Origin of the sequence: Acinetobacter sp. CIP 53.82 (assembly GCF_000369465.1) — a bacterium.
Taxonomy (GTDB): domain Bacteria; phylum Pseudomonadota; class Gammaproteobacteria; order Pseudomonadales; family Moraxellaceae; genus Acinetobacter; species Acinetobacter indicus.
The window spans coordinates 1-17,201 of record NZ_KB850046.1; the positions used below are offsets into that span (position 1 = coordinate 1).

The window sequence follows — 17,201 nt, forward strand, 5'->3', positions numbered from 1 at the left end:
TCCTAGGGAAATCTTATCTTGAGGTAGGCTTCCCGCTTAGATGCTTTCAGCGGTTATCCCTTCCGAACATAGCTACCCGGCGATGCGACTGGCGTCACAACCGGTACACCAGAGGTTCGTCCACTCTGGTCCTCTCGTACTAGGAGCAGATCCTCTCAAATTTCCAGCGCCCACGGTAGATAGGGACCGAACTGTCTCACGACGTTCTAAACCCAGCTCGCGTACCTCTTTAAATGGCGAACAGCCATACCCTTGGGACCTGCTTCAGCCCCAGGATGAGATGAGCCGACATCGAGGTGCCAAACACCGCCGTCGATATGAACTCTTGGGCGGTATCAGCCTGTTATCCCCAGAGTACCTTTTATCCGTTGAGCGATGGCCCTTCCATACAGAACCACCGGATCACTAAGACCTACTTTCGTACCTGCTCGACTTGTGGGTCTCGCAGTTAAGCGCGCTTTTGCCTTTATACTCTACGCGTGATTTCCGACCACGCTGAGCGCACCTTCGTACTCCTCCGTTACTCTTTAGGAGGAGACCGCCCCAGTCAAACTACCCACCAGACATGGTCCTCGTCCCGGATCACGGGACAGAGTTAGAACCTCAACATTACCAGGGTGGTATTTCAAGGACGGCTCCATTGGAACTGGCGTTCCAACTTCAAAGCCTCCCACCTATCCTACACAAGTAAGGTCAAAGTTCAATGTCAAGCTGCAGTAAAGGTTCACGGGGTCTTTCCGTCTAGCCGCGGGTACACTGCATCTTCACAGCGATTTCGATTTCACTGAGCCTCTGCTGGAGACAGCGCCGCCATCATTATGCCATTCGTGCAGGTCGGAACTTACCCGACAAGGAATTTCGCTACCTTAGGACCGTTATAGTTACGGCCGCCGTTTACTGGGGCTTCGATCAAGAGCTTCGCTTACGCTAACCCCATCAATTAACCTTCCAGCACCGGGCAGGCATCACACCCTATACGTCCACTTTCGTGTTTGCAGAGTGCTATGTTTTTAATAAACAGTTGCAGCGGCCTGGTTTCTGCGGCTGTCAACCGCTCAGGGAGCAAGTCCCATCACCGTCAACAGCGTACCTTCTCCCGAAGTTACGGTACCATTTTGCCTAGTTCCTTCAGCAGAGTTCTCTCAAGCGCTTTGGTCTACTCGACCTGACCACCTGTGTCGGTTTCGGGTACGATTCCAGTGTAACTGAAGCTTAGAGACTTTTCCTGGAAGCATGGTATCAGCCACTTCGCTAGTAAACTAGCTTGCTATCAGCTCTCAGCATAGAGCACCCCGGATTTGCCTAAGATGCATGCCTACAGCCTTCCACCTGGACAACCAACGCCAGGCTGACTTAACCTTCTCCGTCCTCTCATCGCATTACACTGAAGTATTGGAATATTAACCAATTTCCCATCGACTACGCCTCTCGGCCTCGCCTTAGGGGTCGACTCACCCAGCCCCGATTAACGTTGGACTGGAACCCTTGGTCTTTCAGCGAACGGGTTTTTCACCCGTTTTGTCGTTACTCACGTCAGCATTCGCACTTCTGATACCTCCAGCAGACTTCTCAATCCACCTTCATCGGCTTACAGAACGCTCCCCTACCACGTATACAATGTATACATCCGCAGCTTCGGCACATAGTTTTAGCCCCGTTACATCTTCCGCGCAGGCCGACTCGACTAGTGAGCTATTACGCTTTCTTTAAAGGGTGGCTGCTTCTAAGCCAACCTCCTAGCTGTCTATGCCTTCCCACATCGTTTCCCACTTAACTATGATTTTGGGGCCTTAGCTGGCGGTCTGGATTGTTTTCCTCTTGACTACGGACGTTAGCACCCGCAGTCTGTCTCCCGGATAGTACTCATCGGTATTCGGAGTTTGCATCGGTTTGGTAAGTCGGGATGACCCCCTAGCCGAAACAGTGCTCTACCCCCAATGGTATTCGTCCGAGGCGCTACCTAAATAGCTTTCGGGGAGAACCAGCTATCACCAGGCTTGATTAGCCTTTCACCCCTATCCACAAGTCATCCCCTGGCTTTTCAACGACAGTGGGTTCGGTCCTCCAGTTAGTGTTACCCAACCTTCAACCTGCTCATGGATAGATCGCCTGGTTTCGGGTCTACACCCAGCAACTATACGCCCTATTAAGACTCGGTTTCCCTACGGCTCCCCTATGCGGTTAACCTTGCTACTGAATGTAAGTCGCTGACCCATTATACAAAAGGTACGCAGTCACCGAACAAGTCGGCTCCCACTGCTTGTATGCATGCGGTTTCAGGATCTATTTCACTCCCCTCACAGGGGTTCTTTTCGCCTTTCCCTCACGGTACTGGTTCACTATCGGTCAGTCAGGAGTATTTAGCCTTGGAGGATGGTCCCCCCATATTCAGACAAGGTTTCACGTGCCTCGCCCTACTCGTCATCATTATGTGTGCCCTTTCGTGTACAGGACTATCACCCACTATGGTTGCACTTCCCAGAGCATTCCACTAAAACACACATAACTTAATGGGCTGTTCCCCTTTCGCTCGCCGCTACTGAGGGAATCTCAATTGATTTCTTTTCCTAAGGGTACTGAGATGTTTCACTTCCCCTCGTTCGCCTCAATACACTATGTATTCATGTATTGATACCTACCTTATGGTAAGTGGGTTTCCCCATTCAGACATCTCCGGATCAAAGGATATTTGCCGCCTCCCCGGAGCTTTTCGCAGGCTATCACGTCTTTCTTCGCCTCTGACTGCCAAGGCATCCACCACATGCACTTAATTACTTGACTATACAACCCCAAACAGTCGTTAATCCCTACAAGTAGGATTAAGACAATTAAATAAATAATCAATTATCTATTTAATCTACAGTTCGAAGTCCCGTGCACTTAAGCACCGTACAGCTTCAATCTAAATTCATATACCAAAACGCTTGATTCAGTTAATTTGCTAGTTCTCAATTCAATCTACGTTCATCAACCCGTCATAACAACGCGTTAACGTATATTGATTGAGTGAACAATTTATTTCAGACTCAATTTTGCCAATCTGTTAATGATTTACTGCATCCTCGTCGGACTGCAGTCAACTGTGATAAATCACAGAGGTTATCAAGTGCGCGTATCATAACGCTTGTACTTGTTAATCTCTAGGATCTAAACACTTGATCGCTTAGGAACTAAACATTCACGCTATCGTATGATTACATACTGCGCGAAGCATAGCTTCTTGCTTAAATTTCAAGGAAAAACGTTGTTTTTCTGATCTTGAAATTTGGTGGAGACTAGGAGAGTCGAACTCCTGACCTCCTGCGTGCAAAGCAGGCGCTCTACCAACTAAGCTAAGTCCCCAGCTTATCATCTGTGATTCGATGTATCTTCAATTCCTGTAACTTGATTTATTCAATCTAGGTCAAAGTCATGGTGGGTCTGACAAGACTTGAACTTGTGACCCCACGCTTATCAAGCGTGTGCTCTAACCAACTGAGCTACAGACCCTCAGATACATCGTCATGAAGAACAACTTGTTGTGGATTCTTACTAATCGTCAATCTTTCGTTAAGGAGGTGATCCAGCCGCAGGTTCCCCTACGGCTACCTTGTTACGACTTCACCCCAGTCATCGGCCACACCGTGGTAAGCGTCCTCCCTAAGGTTAGACTACCTACTTCTGGTGCAACAAACTCCCATGGTGTGACGGGCGGTGTGTACAAGGCCCGGGAACGTATTCACCGCGGCATTCTGATCCGCGATTACTAGCGATTCCGACTTCATGGAGTCGAGTTGCAGACTCCAATCCGGACTACGATCGGCTTTTTGAGATTAGCATCACATCGCTGTGTAGCAACCCTTTGTACCGACCATTGTAGCACGTGTGTAGCCCTGGCCGTAAGGGCCATGATGACTTGACGTCGTCCCCGCCTTCCTCCAGTTTGTCACTGGCAGTATCCTTAAAGTTCCCATCCGAAATGCTGGCAAGTAAGGAAAAGGGTTGCGCTCGTTGCGGGACTTAACCCAACATCTCACGACACGAGCTGACGACAGCCATGCAGCACCTGTATCAGAGTTCCCGAAGGCACCAATCCATCTCTGGAAAGTTCTCTGTATGTCAAGGCCAGGTAAGGTTCTTCGCGTTGCATCGAATTAAACCACATGCTCCACCGCTTGTGCGGGCCCCCGTCAATTCATTTGAGTTTTAGTCTTGCGACCGTACTCCCCAGGCGGTCTACTTATCGCGTTAGCTGCGCCACTAAAGCCTCAAAGGCCCCAACGGCTAGTAGACATCGTTTACGGCATGGACTACCAGGGTATCTAATCCTGTTTGCTCCCCATGCTTTCGCACCTCAGTGTCAGTATTAGGCCAGATGGCTGCCTTCGCCATCGGTATTCCTCCAGATCTCTACGCATTTCACCGCTACACCTGGAATTCTACCATCCTCTCCCATACTCTAGCTAACCAGTATCGAATGCAATTCCCAAGTTAAGCTCGGGGATTTCACATTTGACTTAATTAGCCACCTACGCGCGCTTTACGCCCAGTAAATCCGATTAACGCTCGCACCCTCTGTATTACCGCGGCTGCTGGCACAGAGTTAGCCGGTGCTTATTCTGCGAGTAACGTCCACGCATCTAGGGTATTATCCTAGAGCGCCTCCTCCTCGCTTAAAGTGCTTTACAACCAAAAGGCCTTCTTCACACACGCGGCATGGCTGGATCAGGGTTCCCCCCATTGTCCAATATTCCCCACTGCTGCCTCCCGTAGGAGTCTGGGCCGTGTCTCAGTCCCAGTGTGGCGGATCATCCTCTCAGACCCGCTACAGATCGTCGCCTTGGTAGGCCTTTACCCCACCAACTAGCTAATCCGACTTAGGCTCATCTATTAGCGCAAGGTCCGAAGATCCCCTGCTTTCCCCCGTAGGGCGTATGCGGTATTAGCATCCCTTTCGGAATGTTGTCCCCCACTAATAGGCAGATTCCTAAGCTTTACTCACCCGTCCGCCGCTAGGAATCAGGTGCAAGCACCCTATCCCCGCTCGACTTGCATGTGTTAAGCCTGCCGCCAGCGTTCAATCTGAGCCATGATCAAACTCTTCAGTTAAAATCATTTTGTCACTTTATTCGAAGTGACCAAATCTGGCTCATCAATTACTGACTTAAATTCGCTCAAATAAACTTCGAGTAATTTAAACCAATCAATTAATGAAAATATATTCGATCAATCAACCAGTAAAAATCCACACAAGTTGTTCTTCATAATCTCTTAATGATCTTTCCAACACCTCGTCAGTGCCAGAAGCTGGACTTAATAAACTTAACAACTCAGCACTTCGTGCTTCGTTCGTTTCCGTCTATCTCGTCGGTATGGGGTGCATTCTAGAGGATTTCAGAATCATTGCAAGCACATTTTATAAAGTTTTAAGAAAAAAGTACCTGTCTGGTTATTTTTAAACCAGATTACTGCATATTTCATCTGTATTACTAAGTTTAGCTAAGTAATTATAAAAATAAAGTAGTCCACTTAGACTTTAAATCTATAAATAAAAAACCAGCCGAAGCTGGTTTTATAATCTTTTCATTTTATTGCGGTTTTTAATTGGCCTGTTCTGCCAGCCACGACATAAATTTTTGTCGTTCTGTTTTAGACGCTTGTTGCCACAGCTGAATCAGTTGCTGATCTGCACCGGCAACATTGCTAACAGTTGCAACGGGTTTGGTTGTCACGACTGCTTGCGGACTATACACCGCTGCTGGTTGTGTCACCGATACAGGTGCGGCCTGCGCAGATTCTGTTGAAGAAGTACTAAATAAGTTTTGTAAAATGCCACGGTTTAAATCTTTGGCTCCAGCCTGCTGCACCAGCAGCTGATTTTTCGCATCAAATAAACCGAATACCGGCTGCTTGGCAAACTCCTTGGCATCATCATGCGTTTTTGGTGGATTCACCAGCCCTAAACGGTATGTGGCTTTATCTTGTAAAACCGGAGTTTTAATATGCACGATGCCCGAACGTACAATATCGTGTGAACCAATGCCCGGATGCTCTTCAAAAAACTGTACATAACGTACGCTCAGCACATTCTCGCCAGGCTGCACGCTATAGTTATGATTACTGCTAAACAGACGGCTTTTCACTTCCTGACCATTTAAACCTTCAACCTTAATTTCTTCCGGTGCCGTAATGGTCACTGCGGAAAAAGCTGTACTACTTAAACTTAAAGCCAGTGCTGCGAAGGATAAACGTAAAGCCATGCTGTTCACTCTAGTCGATTGTTCAATTTTAGTTGCACTATGCAGCGCTGAAATGACAGTTTTATGACAAAAATGGGGAAAGCCCAATTTCTCTCTTTTTAGTGTCGTTTTGCCATAAAAAAGAGCGCTGAATGCGCCCTTTCTTTGGTTTAGCTATGCAACTTAGTGAAAAGTTTTAAAACGATCTGCATCATTCATAAACTCTTTATCACCCGCTGGTGCTTCAATTGAACCGAACACCAGTTGCGCTCTTAATTTCCAGTTGGCTGGTACGTCAAAGGTCGCCGCAACTTCTTCATCAATAATCGGGTTGTAATGCTGTAGCGATGCACCAATGTTGTTTTCTGCCAGCGCAATCCAGGTTGCAAACTGGGCAATCCCTGTTGAATGCTCTGACCATACCGGGAAGTTATCTGCATATAGTGCAAATTGTTCTTGCAGTTCTTTCACGACATCTTGGTCTTCATAGAATAACGCAGTACCAAAACCTGCGGCAAAGCTGCTGATTTTGCTGTCAGTTGATGCAAAGTTTTCAGCCGGCACCATTTTACGCAAGGTTTCACGTACAATTTCCCAGAATTTGGCATGTGACTCACCAAACAGAATCACCACACGTGAAGTTTGCGAGTTAAACGAAGATGGGCTTAAACGAACGGCTTCTTTAATAATTTCTTCAATTTTCGCTTCGTCTAGCGCCACATTTTTACCAATTGAGTAAATGGTACGGCGTTTAAGTAAATGATCTTTAAATGACATATCTTTTTCCTTGGTATGGTCTTGTGTTTATAACAGATGGATTTATCCTAACGGCTGCCTGGGCTGGAAAATAGCCCCAGTTTTATAACAATGTGTTGCATTTATGGAACAATAACCGCGCTTATCGTAGATTTTATGAAAACAAGTTAAATTTTAAAGCGCATCAAAGCTGTCTGAGCACAATCCCTACTCTAGGTTTAGATCAATTATTAGGTTTTCTTCCAGTTTAAAGGATATATAAAAAAAACTCCGCAAATCGCGGAGTTTTTTGAGCTACTTATTTGTCTGTTTCAAACAGCGCCGCCACAAAGGACTTGGCTGAGAATGGACGCAGGTCATCAATTTTTTCACCCACCCCAATAAAGCGGATAGGCACATGGGTACGGCTGGCAATATTAAACAGTACACCACCTTTGGCGGTACCATCCAGTTTGGTAATAGTTAAGCCAGTTAATCCAACCGCTTCATCAAACATTTCAACCTGGTTAATCGCGTTCTGACCGGTACCGGCATCTACCACCAGCATTACTTCGTGCGGTGCAGTGGCATCAATTTTTTGCATCACGCGTTTGACTTTGGTCAGTTCCTGCATCAAATGACCTTTGTTATGCAAACGCCCTGCAGTATCGGCAATCAAGACATCCATACCTTTGGCACGCGCACTTTCAAAGGCATCAAAAATGACCGAGGCACTGTCTGCACCATGACCTTGCGCGACCACAGCAACATCATTACGCTCGCCCCAGATTTGCAACTGTTCAGTCGCTGCGGCACGGAAGGTATCACCAGCGGCCAGCATGACTTTCTTGCCTTCACCTTGTAAACGTTTGGCCAGCTTACCAATGGTGGTGGTTTTACCCACGCCATTCACGCCCACCACCAGAATGACATATGGATTTTTATTCGAATCAATATGCAACGGTTTAACACGCGGCGCCAGTAAAGCCACCAGCTCTTCCTGCAAGGCTTTATACAACGAGTGTGAATAAATCAGATCACCACGCGCAGTACGTTCAGTCAGGTTGGCAATAATGGTTTTGGTGGCATCAACACCAATATCGGCCACCAGCAATTGCTCTTCAACTTCTTCTAAAAGTTCATCATCAATTTCTTTGCCACCAATTAAGATGTTGACCATCCCATCGGCAAAGTTTTTACGGGTTTTGGTTAACCCTTCTTTCATACGGCTAAAGAAACCGCCTTTTGATTTCTCTTCAGCTGCTTCTGTGGCTACAGGCGCAGAAACAGGTGCTTGTTCTACTTTAGGTATTTCAACGATAGGTACATTTACCGCAGGTAAACTTGGTAAAGTGACATCGTCATCCCCGATATCAGCATCAATCAAAAATTTATTTTGCCCATTAGATTGCTGTTGCATGCCGAATCCTTGAAAAGCAGTGCGTTAAAAAGTTGGATTCTAACATAAACTGCCCGCTTTGACTTGTCATTGCCAATCATGTGTCGCAGGCTGCAAAAAGTTACAGGATTCCCTTGCTTTCACTGCCCCGTTTCTGAAGAATGAAAGCAAATACAGATGCATTGCGGATCATCTTTGTGATACTGAACAATAAAATTTTGCCTGCTGTGGTTCATCATTTAAAACAACAACGTTTCGCCCTTACCCTACTTCTGATCGGTTTCTCATCGAGCGCTTTGGCGGCCAGTACCCAAAGCGAGCTGGCACGCAGTACCGTTGAAACCACGTTAAAAAACGGTTTAAAAGTCATTATTCGTGAAGATCATCGTTCGCCGATGGTGATGACTCAAATCTGGTACAAAGTTGGTAGCAGTGATGAGTCGGGAAATTTACTCGGTATTTCCCATGCACTGGAACACATGATGTTCAAAGGCACACATAAAGTGCCGAATGATGAGTTTACCCGACTCAGCCGGATTTACGGCGGTCGGGTCAATGCCTCGACCTTTACCAATTACACCAATTATTATCAGCTGTATCCAAAAACCTATTTTCCGATGGCGCTGGAGCTTGAAGCCGACCGGATGCGTAATTTATTGCTGCGCCAGCAGGATTTTGCCACCGAAATCAAAGTGGTGATGGAAGAACGGCGCCAGCGTACCGATGACAATCCACGCGCTTTGGCTTTTGAACGGTTTAAATGGATTGCCTACCCGACCAGTCATTATCGCCAGCCAATTATTGGGCATATGAAAGATCTGCAAAATATCCAGCTGGAGGATTTACGTCAGTGGTACAAGCAGTGGTATAGCCCGAATAATGCCATTTTAATTATTGTCGGCGATGTTAATGCTGAAGCGGCCTTGCTGCAGGCGCAAAAATACTTTGCCGATATTCCAGCGCGCAGCCTGCCGGCCCGCAATGATGTCCGCGAATTTGAACGTCTGGGCTATCGGCACATGGAACTGAATTTTCCGGTTCAGGTGCCGAATTTGTATATGGCCTGGAATGTCCGTTCACTAACGACTGCGACCAATCCGCAAGATGCCTATGCACTGACCATCATTCAGCATTTATTAGACAGCGGTATTTCTTCGCGCCTGCAACAGCGTCTGATTCGCGAGCAAAAACTCTTAAGTGCCTTAAGCGTCAGCTATGATCCGTATAATCGTGGCGACAGCCTGTTTACCATTTCAGCTTTACCGGTGGATGGCGTGGATCTGGCCGAAGCTGAACAGGCGATTCAGGCTGAAATTGAACGCCTAAAAACCGAGCTGGTGCATGAACAGGAAGTGAAACGCGTGACAGCCAAGTTTGTGTCGAATTTGCTTTATAGTCAGGATGATCTGGCTGGACAGGCCAAGATGATGGGCAATCTGGAAGTCAACGGATTGAGTTATCGCCTGATGGATGAATTACCTCAGCATTTTGAAACCGTACGCCCGCAAGACATTCAACGCGTCGCCAATGTCTATTTTGTGCGTGACAATTTGACCACCTTATATTTGCGTCCACACAGCAAGTCACCCTAAAGGATACCGACATGCCCTATTTCCGTTCCTGCGTTCTGGTGGCCAGCTTATTTGCGATCAGTTCTGCGCAGGCCAATGTCAATACCACCACCGAAGTGGATGAAAATCCAAATACCTTACAATCTCTGCCGCTGCTGCAAAGTCTCAGAAATATTAATCAGCAGAAATTGGATTATCGCGCGCCTTATGTGCATGACCTGAATAACCGTTATCAGGTCAGAACCCTATTTGTGGAAACACAGGATTTGCCAATTCTGGATATTCAGCTGACCTTTAATGCCGGTGCCGCGCGTGATCGGGAAATTGAAAGCGGCTTATACGGCGTGGCCAATATGGCCGCCCAGCTCTTAGATGAAGGCACGCCCAAATATAATGCACAACAAGTGGCTGCCGTGTTTGAGCAGGTCGGCGCGCAGTTTAGCGCGCGAGCCTATCGGGATATGTTTATTGTCAAATTACGGGTGCTGTCTGACCCGGAAAAACTGGAACCGGCTTTAGCCATGATGATGGAACTGCTCAAACATACCACCTTTGAAAAACAGAGCATTGGCATGGTGGTCAGCAATAACCAGCTGGGACAAAAACAGCTGAAAGAAAATCCCAGCCGGATGATGGAGATTCAACTGTATCGCAGCTTATATGGGCAACATCCTTATGCCCAGCCAATTAACGGCACCAATGGCAGTATTCAGCGGATTCAGCCCAAACATCTGCAACAGTTCCGTGAGCAGTTTCTGGTGGCGCAGAATATGAATATTGCTATTACCGGAAAAATGCAGGCCAAAGCAGCTTTAAATCTGGCAGAACGCATTGCCGGCAACTTAGCGCAAGGTCAGGCGGCTGCACCACTCCCCACACCTATCACAGCAAATGGCTTTCAGATTGTACACATGCCCTATCAGTCCAGTCAGGCGCATATTGTGCTCGGTCATATTGGTACCACACGTCATGATCCAGACCGGCTGGCTCTAGAAGTGGCCAATCGTATGCTCGGCGGTAGTGGTTTTCATTCTGTTCTGATGAAAGAACTGCGGGTAAAACGTGGCTATACCTATGGCGCATCTAGCAGCATGAGCTTTAGTCAGGCACCGGGTGTATTTCGCATCAGCTACTCAACCCGGCAAGATCAGCTGATGGACAGTATTCGTGTCGCGCATAAGGCACTGGTCGATTTTGTCCGTGAACCGATTGATCCGAAACAGCTGGAAGAAACCAAAAACGGCTTGTTAAGAGCCTATCCCAACCATTACAGCAGCAATGCCAGTATTAATGCTCAGCTCGGCAGTTTGGGATTTTATGGACAATCGGCACAGAGCCTGAGTGAATATTCAGTGCAGCTCAGTAAAATTAGCGCCGAAGATGTGCAAGCTGTGGTACGCCGGCATCTGCATCCGGAACATCTGACCGTGATTGTAGTGAGTGAAAGTTTAGATAAGGCGGCTTTAGAACAACTGTTGCAGTACAATTTACAGACCACTGGCGGTCAATCGCTTCCTCAGGTTGAAGATATTCCGGCGATTAATATGCCTCCACATCCAGGGGAGGAAGTTGTTTTGCCTGACCCAGTTCCATCTGATGGGCCTGCATCAATTTAAGATATTGCCCATAACGCACCTGTGGCTGCTGCATTAAGCGCACAGCCATCTCCTGAGTTTCAGGATACATCGACTGCTGTGACAGATACTCAATATTCTGAAATTGTACGGACCCGACCGGGCGATAAAGTGCAATGGAAGATAACAGGAGAATAATGACAATAATGCTGACCACTACCCCATTATAAATTTGCTCTAACGTGAGTCGTGATTTTAATTGAATGAATAATTGAGAAATTTTTTGTATTGCGTCATGCATAGCCTACCTCGAATAGCCGTAGTGTAGGATGCTAGCGGTATTTGCACAAGATAGATGACCCAATTTTACCCGAACTGGCGAGTAAAATTGAGCCACTGCTGCTTAAGTCATCAGCGCGCGGAATACGGTATACAGGATAATACCCGCGACAATGGCCAGCACAATGAAGATGGCAAAGATACTGACCCCTTTTTCGGCATCAGCCGGATGCAGTTCATCATCATCGGCAATGCTGATTAGCTCACCATTATAAATACGGTAGAATTCTTCACGCTGCTGTGGATCGAGTGTACTGGTAAAGTCATGCACACGTTTACGCTGCGCCAGACAATACTCACCTAAATGAATTTCCTGATGGAACACCGCCTCATCGAGTTTTTTACGGTGATGATGGGCCAGCTCGATAATCTGCTCCGCACGTAAAGGCAGATCAAAGTTAAAACCGTCTATTGTATTTGTCATGTGGCTCTCCTTTTTATGTTACCTTTCTTATATGCATATCATAATAAAATTATAGAGTGTTCAATGTTTAATCATGTAAACTTGAAATATCACGGATCTGCCCCATCTCTTAGTTGACATTTCCACGAATGTGTAATATTAGTTTAACACAACCTCGATAAACTATTATTTAGACTGGCTATACAGTCTTTATTGCAATCATAATTAAAATAAAGGAGTTTTATATGATTCAGAGTATCTCTCACCATGATCTTGAAATTGCATATGCAAATGCGGTTAACACCATTCAATCACAGATGAACTTCCAAGATGCTGTGGCTGAACTTGAACAGGTTGCCCGCGCGGGTCATGGCAAAGCCGCTATGTTCTTAGCTGAACTGTACTATCAAGGCTTCCGCGTAGAACGCGATTCACTCAAAGCACAGTATTGGCAGAATATGGCCACCATGCAAGCATAAACAGACGTCACCTAGGTGGCGTTTTTTAATGCCTGAAATTTGTTTTTTATATTTGTTTACGATTTAACGCAAAGCTTAAACGCTTTATTCATCTGAATTTCCTACAATACAGGCACCACATTAGTGTTTATATGACATGAACCAGATTAAGTCTTTAAAACCCGCTGCCCAAGATATTCACATGAAAATCAGTATTCTAAAATCAATGATGTATTGCGGGGTACTTTGGGGGCTATATCATCAGGGTTGGGCCATGACCTCCGATCAGGATGATTTTATTTTTCCCTTTTGGTTAAACGGTGTCCAAGCCTATAAATATGCCAAGAAACACTGGCCAAACTACACTCCGCGCCAGATTAGCCCGCAGGATTTTCAGAATTCCCTGCTACCGACCTTAACCCGTTTAAAAGTTACACCGGCGCTGTGTCATTGTTCCAGCCAGCAATTCAAGCTGACCACACAGCAAATGAAACACTTTTTCTTTAATGACGCCCAGTTAAAGACCGCTTAACGTAGAGATTCATGCACCATTAAACCTCAATGAAAACAATATGACTGCTGATTATGGCCTCTAATGATAAAACTATTGGCATTTTTCAAAATTGAGGTTAAGTTAGAACCCATACCAAGAACAAAAATGGCAAGGACCAGACAGAATGACCAATGTAACACACGTATTAAAAGATAAGCATAGCCAGGAAATATACACCGTTAGTCCAGAAGCAACTGTACTCGAAGCAATTTCAATTATGGCCGATAAAGGCATCGGGGCGCTTGTAGTGACCCATGAAGGCCAAGTGGTCGGGATTTTATCCGAGCGTGACTACACCCGTAAAATTGCGTTGATGGAACGCTCTTCTTATGACACCACCGTCAATGAGATTATGACCGCAAAGGTACTGACCGTGACCCAAAGCACCAGTGTAGAAGACTGTTTGAGCCTGATGACCGATCGTCATTTACGTCATTTACCGGTAGTAGAAGATGGCAAACTGGTTGGACTAGTATCGATTGGCGACTTGGTAAAAGCAGTAATGGATGATCAACGTAAACTGATCGACCAGCTACAACAATATATTGCCAGCTAAACAGACAATATAAAAAACTCTCCTTCAGGAGAGTTTTTTATGGCTAGTCTTTTAAAAAACGATCTTTTTTAAAACTGCTCGTTTAAAAGAGACTAAACAGGATTAATTCAGCCCTAGCTTTTGTGCCACATAGTCCGCATCTTTGTCGCCGCGACCGGACAGGTTTACCACAATATTGGTATCTTTAGACATTTTTGGTGCTTCACGTATCGCCCATGCGACCGCATGCGAGCTTTCCAGTGCCGGCACAATCCCTTCAACCCGAGACAGCTGAATAAAGGCGTCCAGACATTCCTGATCAGTAGCAGTGGTATATTCGACACGACCAGCATCTTTCAGGAAGCTGTGCTGTGGTCCTACACCCGGATAATCCAGCCCAGATGCAATCGAGTGTACCGGGAGTGGCTCACCCTGCTCATCTTCTAGCACATAACAGGCCATACCGTGTAACTGACCCGGTTTACCTAAGGTGAGGGTTGCAGAGTGCATATCGGTATTCAGGCCATGACCGGCTGGCTCAACACCAACCAGTTTTACTTCCGGATCATTCAGAAACGCGGTAAAAGCGCCCACAGCATTAGAACCACCACCGACACAAGCCACAATATAATCCGGCTGTGCACCAAAACGTTCCTGCGCCTGAACTTTAATTTCATCACCAATAATGGCCTGGAAATCACGTACCATCATCGGGAATGGATGCGGTCCCACCACCGAACCAATCGCATAAATATAGTTTTTCGGATCTTTTAAGTATTCTTCGAAGGCGCTGTCTACCGCATCTTTTAAGGTTGCAGTGCCGCGGGTCACGGAAATCAGCTTGGCGCCCAGAATTTTCATTTTTACGACATTGGGATGTTCTTTCTCAATATCGACCTGACCCATGTGAATTTCGCATGGAATACCCACCAGAGCACAGGCGGTCGCCAATGCCACGCCATGCTGACCAGCGCCAGTTTCGGCAATGACTTTGGTTTTGCCCATATATTTGGCCAGCAAGGCTTCACCTAAACAATGGTTAATTTTATGTGCACCAGTGTGATTTAAATCTTCACGTTTTAAATAGATTTGTGCCCCGCCCAACTGCTCAGATAAACGCTTGGCATGAAATAGCGGACTTGGACGACCCACATAATGTGCGAATAGCTCAGCCAGTTCCTGCTGAAATTCCGGAGTCTGACGAATTTCTTCGTAGGCCACTTTAATATCATCCATCGCCGCTTTCAGATGCGGTGGAATAAACTGCCCGCCATATTCACCAAAAAAGCCATCTTCATTGGGTAAGGCAACGCCATTCATCTGAGAGTTCATGCAGTATTCCTTCTATTTTATGAAGCTTAACGCGCCAAATAACGGGTTAAATCTTCAATCCCCTTTAACGTCATGGGATACATATGATTTTCAAAAATTTGCTGAATTAAACCGATGGTCTGGGTGTAGTGCCAATATTGCTCTTGTTCCGGGTTCAGCCAGGCGGTTTTATCAAAATGCTGGCGTAAACGGCGCAACCACACTTGCCCGGCCTCATCATTCATATATTCCACTGAACCCCCAACGGCATTCAGCTCATAAGGTGCCATACTGGCATCCCCGACCACAATCACACGATAGTCGCGTCCATAGGTATTGAATAAATCCCAGGTGTTCATACGGGTGTGTGAACGGCGCACATTGTCTTTCCAGACATAGTCGTACAGGCAGTTATGAAAATAAAAATATTCCAACGTTTTAAATTCGGTTTTGGCCGCACTAAACAGCTTCTCACACTGGGCGATGTGCGCATCCATGGAGCCGCCGACATCAAACAGCATTAACACTTTAACCCGGTTACGCCGTTCGGGTACCAGTTGCACATCCAGAATACCCTGTTTGGCGGTTTCACGAATGGTGCCATCGACATCTAATTCTTCAGCCGCGCCCTGACGGGCAAACTTGCGCAGACGGCGCAGCGCCATTTGCATTTGGCGTGAACCGAGCAGCTGGTCATCATCCAGATTACGGTATTGACGCTGTTCCCAGACTTTAACCGCTGAACGTTTACGGCCCGGCCCGCCTATACGCACCCCTTCAGGATGATCACCATAGGCACCAAACGGCGAGGTTCCACCGGTCCCAATCATGCGGTTACCGCCCTGATGCTTTTTATGCTGTTCGCGTAAACGCTCTTCCAGCATTTTCATCAGCTCTTCCAATGAACCGGCTTTTTTCAGTTCTTCGCGCTGCTCCGGGGTTAAATGCTTTTCCAGTAGCTCCAGATCGAACCAGTCTTTGGGTAATTTATGGACTTGATTGAGCAATTCATCCAGATCAAAGGTCGAGATACCATCAAAGTAATCTTTCATGGCCCGGTCGAACTTGTCAAAAAAGCGCTCATCCTTGACCATAATGGTTTTGGCCAGATGATAAAACTCATCCTGATTGGCAAAGACCAGACCTTCTGCCACTGCACGGTTCAGGTCAATCAGTTCACGAGTGGTGACCGGGACGCCGTATTTTCTTAAGGTATAAAACAATCGCACAAACATGTGGCGATTACTCCCTTAACGACGAGCCATAAAGGCTAAGCGTTCCAGTAACTGAACATCCTGCTCGTTTTTAATCAGCGCACCGTACAACGGTGGAATGGCTTTGGTTTTGTCAGCATTACGCAGAATATCGTCCGGCATGTCATCCGCCATTAACAGGCTTAGCCAGTCAATCAGCTCAGAGGTTGAAGGCGGTTTTTTCAGACCTGGAATCTGGCGTAATTTAAAGAACACCTGTAGAGCTTCTGACACCAAAGTCGTGGAGATATTCGGGAAATGTACATTGATGATGTCACGCATGGTGGCTTCATCAGGGAAATCAATATAATGGAAGAAACAGCGACGCAAGAAGGCATCGGGCAGTTCTTTTTCATTATTGGAGGTGATGATCACAATCGGGCGCTGCGTTGCGCTAATGGTTTCGCCAGTTTCATACACGAAAAAGGACATTTTATCCAGCTCATGCAGCAAGTCGTTTGGAAACTCGATATCGGCCTTGTCAATTTCATCAATCAGCAGTACACAGCGCTCTTCACTGTTAAACGCTTCCCACAGTTTGCCCGGCTTGATGTAGTTTTTAATATCATAAACCCGGTCATCACCGAGCTGGCTATCACGTAAACGCGACACGGCATCATATTCATACAGACCTTGCTGGGCTTTGGTGGTCGATTTGATATGCCAGGTAATCAGTTTCAGTCCTAGGCTTTGCGCGACCTGCTCGGCCAGTAAGGTTTTACCGGTACCCGGTTCACCTTTAATTAACAGCGGTTTCTGTAAACGACGTGCCGCCTGCACCGCCAGCTTTAAGCTGTCAGTGGCGATGTATTGATCAGTACCAGTGAAGTGTTGTGTATCTACAGACATGAG

Annotated in this window: 13 protein-coding genes, 2 tRNA genes and 2 rRNA genes; 5 read left to right on the top strand and 12 right to left on the bottom strand. The window is 46.5% G+C overall.

Annotated features, from left to right (window positions below; all coding sequences use genetic code 11):
* From F905_RS05650 to ftsY, 7 genes are all read right to left on the bottom strand, one after another.
* A 23S ribosomal RNA gene (locus F905_RS05650) occupies positions 1-2,781 on the bottom strand; the annotation flags it as partial.
* A 485-nt stretch (positions 2,782-3,266) separates the two neighbouring features.
* A tRNA-Ala gene (locus F905_RS05655) sits at positions 3,267-3,342 on the bottom strand.
* Between the two features lie 70 nt (positions 3,343-3,412).
* Positions 3,413-3,489: transfer RNA gene (locus F905_RS05660), tRNA-Ile, on the bottom strand.
* A gap of 61 nt (positions 3,490-3,550) precedes the next feature.
* Positions 3,551-5,088, bottom strand: a 16S ribosomal RNA gene (locus F905_RS05665).
* 491 nt (positions 5,089-5,579) lie between these two features.
* On the bottom strand, positions 5,580-6,239 hold the full coding sequence (locus F905_RS05670) for a DUF2057 domain-containing protein (RefSeq protein WP_005178385.1): 660 nt from the start codon (positions 6,237-6,239) through the stop codon (positions 5,580-5,582).
* A 162-nt stretch (positions 6,240-6,401) separates the two neighbouring features.
* Positions 6,402-6,995 carry a nitroreductase family protein gene (locus F905_RS05675; protein WP_005178387.1) on the bottom strand — a complete coding sequence of 198 codons (594 nt, stop codon included), beginning with the start codon at positions 6,993-6,995 and terminating at the stop codon, positions 6,402-6,404.
* 277 nt (positions 6,996-7,272) lie between these two features.
* On the bottom strand, positions 7,273-8,373 hold the full coding sequence (gene ftsY, locus F905_RS05680; protein ID WP_005178389.1) for a signal recognition particle-docking protein FtsY: 1,101 nt from the start codon (positions 8,371-8,373) through the stop codon (positions 7,273-7,275).
* 176 nt (positions 8,374-8,549) lie between these two features.
* On the opposite strand from ftsY, the gene F905_RS05685 reads away from it, so the two are divergent.
* Positions 8,550-9,944: a M16 family metallopeptidase gene (locus F905_RS05685; protein ID WP_005178392.1), complete on the top strand. Its 1,395-nt coding sequence runs from the start codon at positions 8,550-8,552 to the stop codon at positions 9,942-9,944.
* 11 nt (positions 9,945-9,955) lie between these two features.
* Positions 9,956-11,539, top strand: coding sequence for a M16 family metallopeptidase (locus tag F905_RS05690; RefSeq protein WP_005178395.1), 1,584 nt, complete (start codon positions 9,956-9,958; stop codon positions 11,537-11,539).
* Here F905_RS05690 and F905_RS15140 read toward each other — a convergent pair.
* Both F905_RS15140 and F905_RS05695 read right to left on the bottom strand, forming a co-directional pair.
* The gene (locus F905_RS15140; protein WP_005178398.1) at positions 11,463-11,798 is read right to left on the bottom strand and encodes a hypothetical protein; all 336 of its coding nucleotides are present in this window, start codon (positions 11,796-11,798) and stop codon (positions 11,463-11,465) included. The two genes, F905_RS05690 and F905_RS15140, sit on opposite strands and share 77 nt — an antisense overlap.
* A 102-nt stretch (positions 11,799-11,900) precedes the next feature.
* On the bottom strand, positions 11,901-12,260 hold the full coding sequence (locus F905_RS05695; protein WP_005178401.1) for a hypothetical protein: 360 nt from the start codon (positions 12,258-12,260) through the stop codon (positions 11,901-11,903).
* A 224-nt stretch (positions 12,261-12,484) separates the two neighbouring features.
* Between F905_RS05695 and F905_RS05700 the strand changes: the two genes are divergently transcribed.
* The 3 genes from F905_RS05700 to F905_RS05710 all read left to right on the top strand — a co-directional run bounded on the left by F905_RS05700 (position 12,485) and on the right by F905_RS05710 (position 13,806).
* Complete coding sequence (locus tag F905_RS05700; protein ID WP_005178404.1) at positions 12,485-12,718, top strand: SEL1-like repeat protein; 234 nt, start codon at positions 12,485-12,487, stop codon at positions 12,716-12,718.
* 136 nt (positions 12,719-12,854) lie between these two features.
* Entirely contained in the window at positions 12,855-13,229 is a 375-nt protein-coding gene (locus tag F905_RS05705) for a DUF2750 domain-containing protein (protein WP_005178408.1), read from the top strand.
* Between the two features lie 145 nt (positions 13,230-13,374).
* Positions 13,375-13,806: a CBS domain-containing protein gene (locus F905_RS05710; RefSeq protein WP_005178410.1), complete on the top strand. Its 432-nt coding sequence runs from the start codon at positions 13,375-13,377 to the stop codon at positions 13,804-13,806.
* Positions 13,807-13,908: 102 nt separating this feature from the next.
* Here F905_RS05710 and trpB read toward each other — a convergent pair whose 3' ends face one another.
* From trpB to F905_RS05725, 3 genes are read right to left on the bottom strand one after another with little or no spacing between them, the layout of a single operon-like run.
* On the bottom strand, positions 13,909-15,117 hold the full coding sequence (gene trpB, locus F905_RS05715) for a tryptophan synthase subunit beta (protein ID WP_005178412.1): 1,209 nt from the start codon (positions 15,115-15,117) through the stop codon (positions 13,909-13,911).
* Positions 15,118-15,143: 26 nt separating this feature from the next.
* Positions 15,144-16,331: a vWA domain-containing protein gene (locus F905_RS05720; protein WP_005178414.1), complete on the bottom strand. Its 1,188-nt coding sequence runs from the start codon at positions 16,329-16,331 to the stop codon at positions 15,144-15,146.
* A 15-nt stretch (positions 16,332-16,346) separates the two neighbouring features.
* The gene (locus F905_RS05725; RefSeq protein ID WP_005178415.1) at positions 16,347-17,198 is read right to left on the bottom strand and encodes an AAA family ATPase; all 852 of its coding nucleotides are present in this window, start codon (positions 17,196-17,198) and stop codon (positions 16,347-16,349) included.
* Positions 17,199-17,201: the final 3 nt, after the last annotated feature.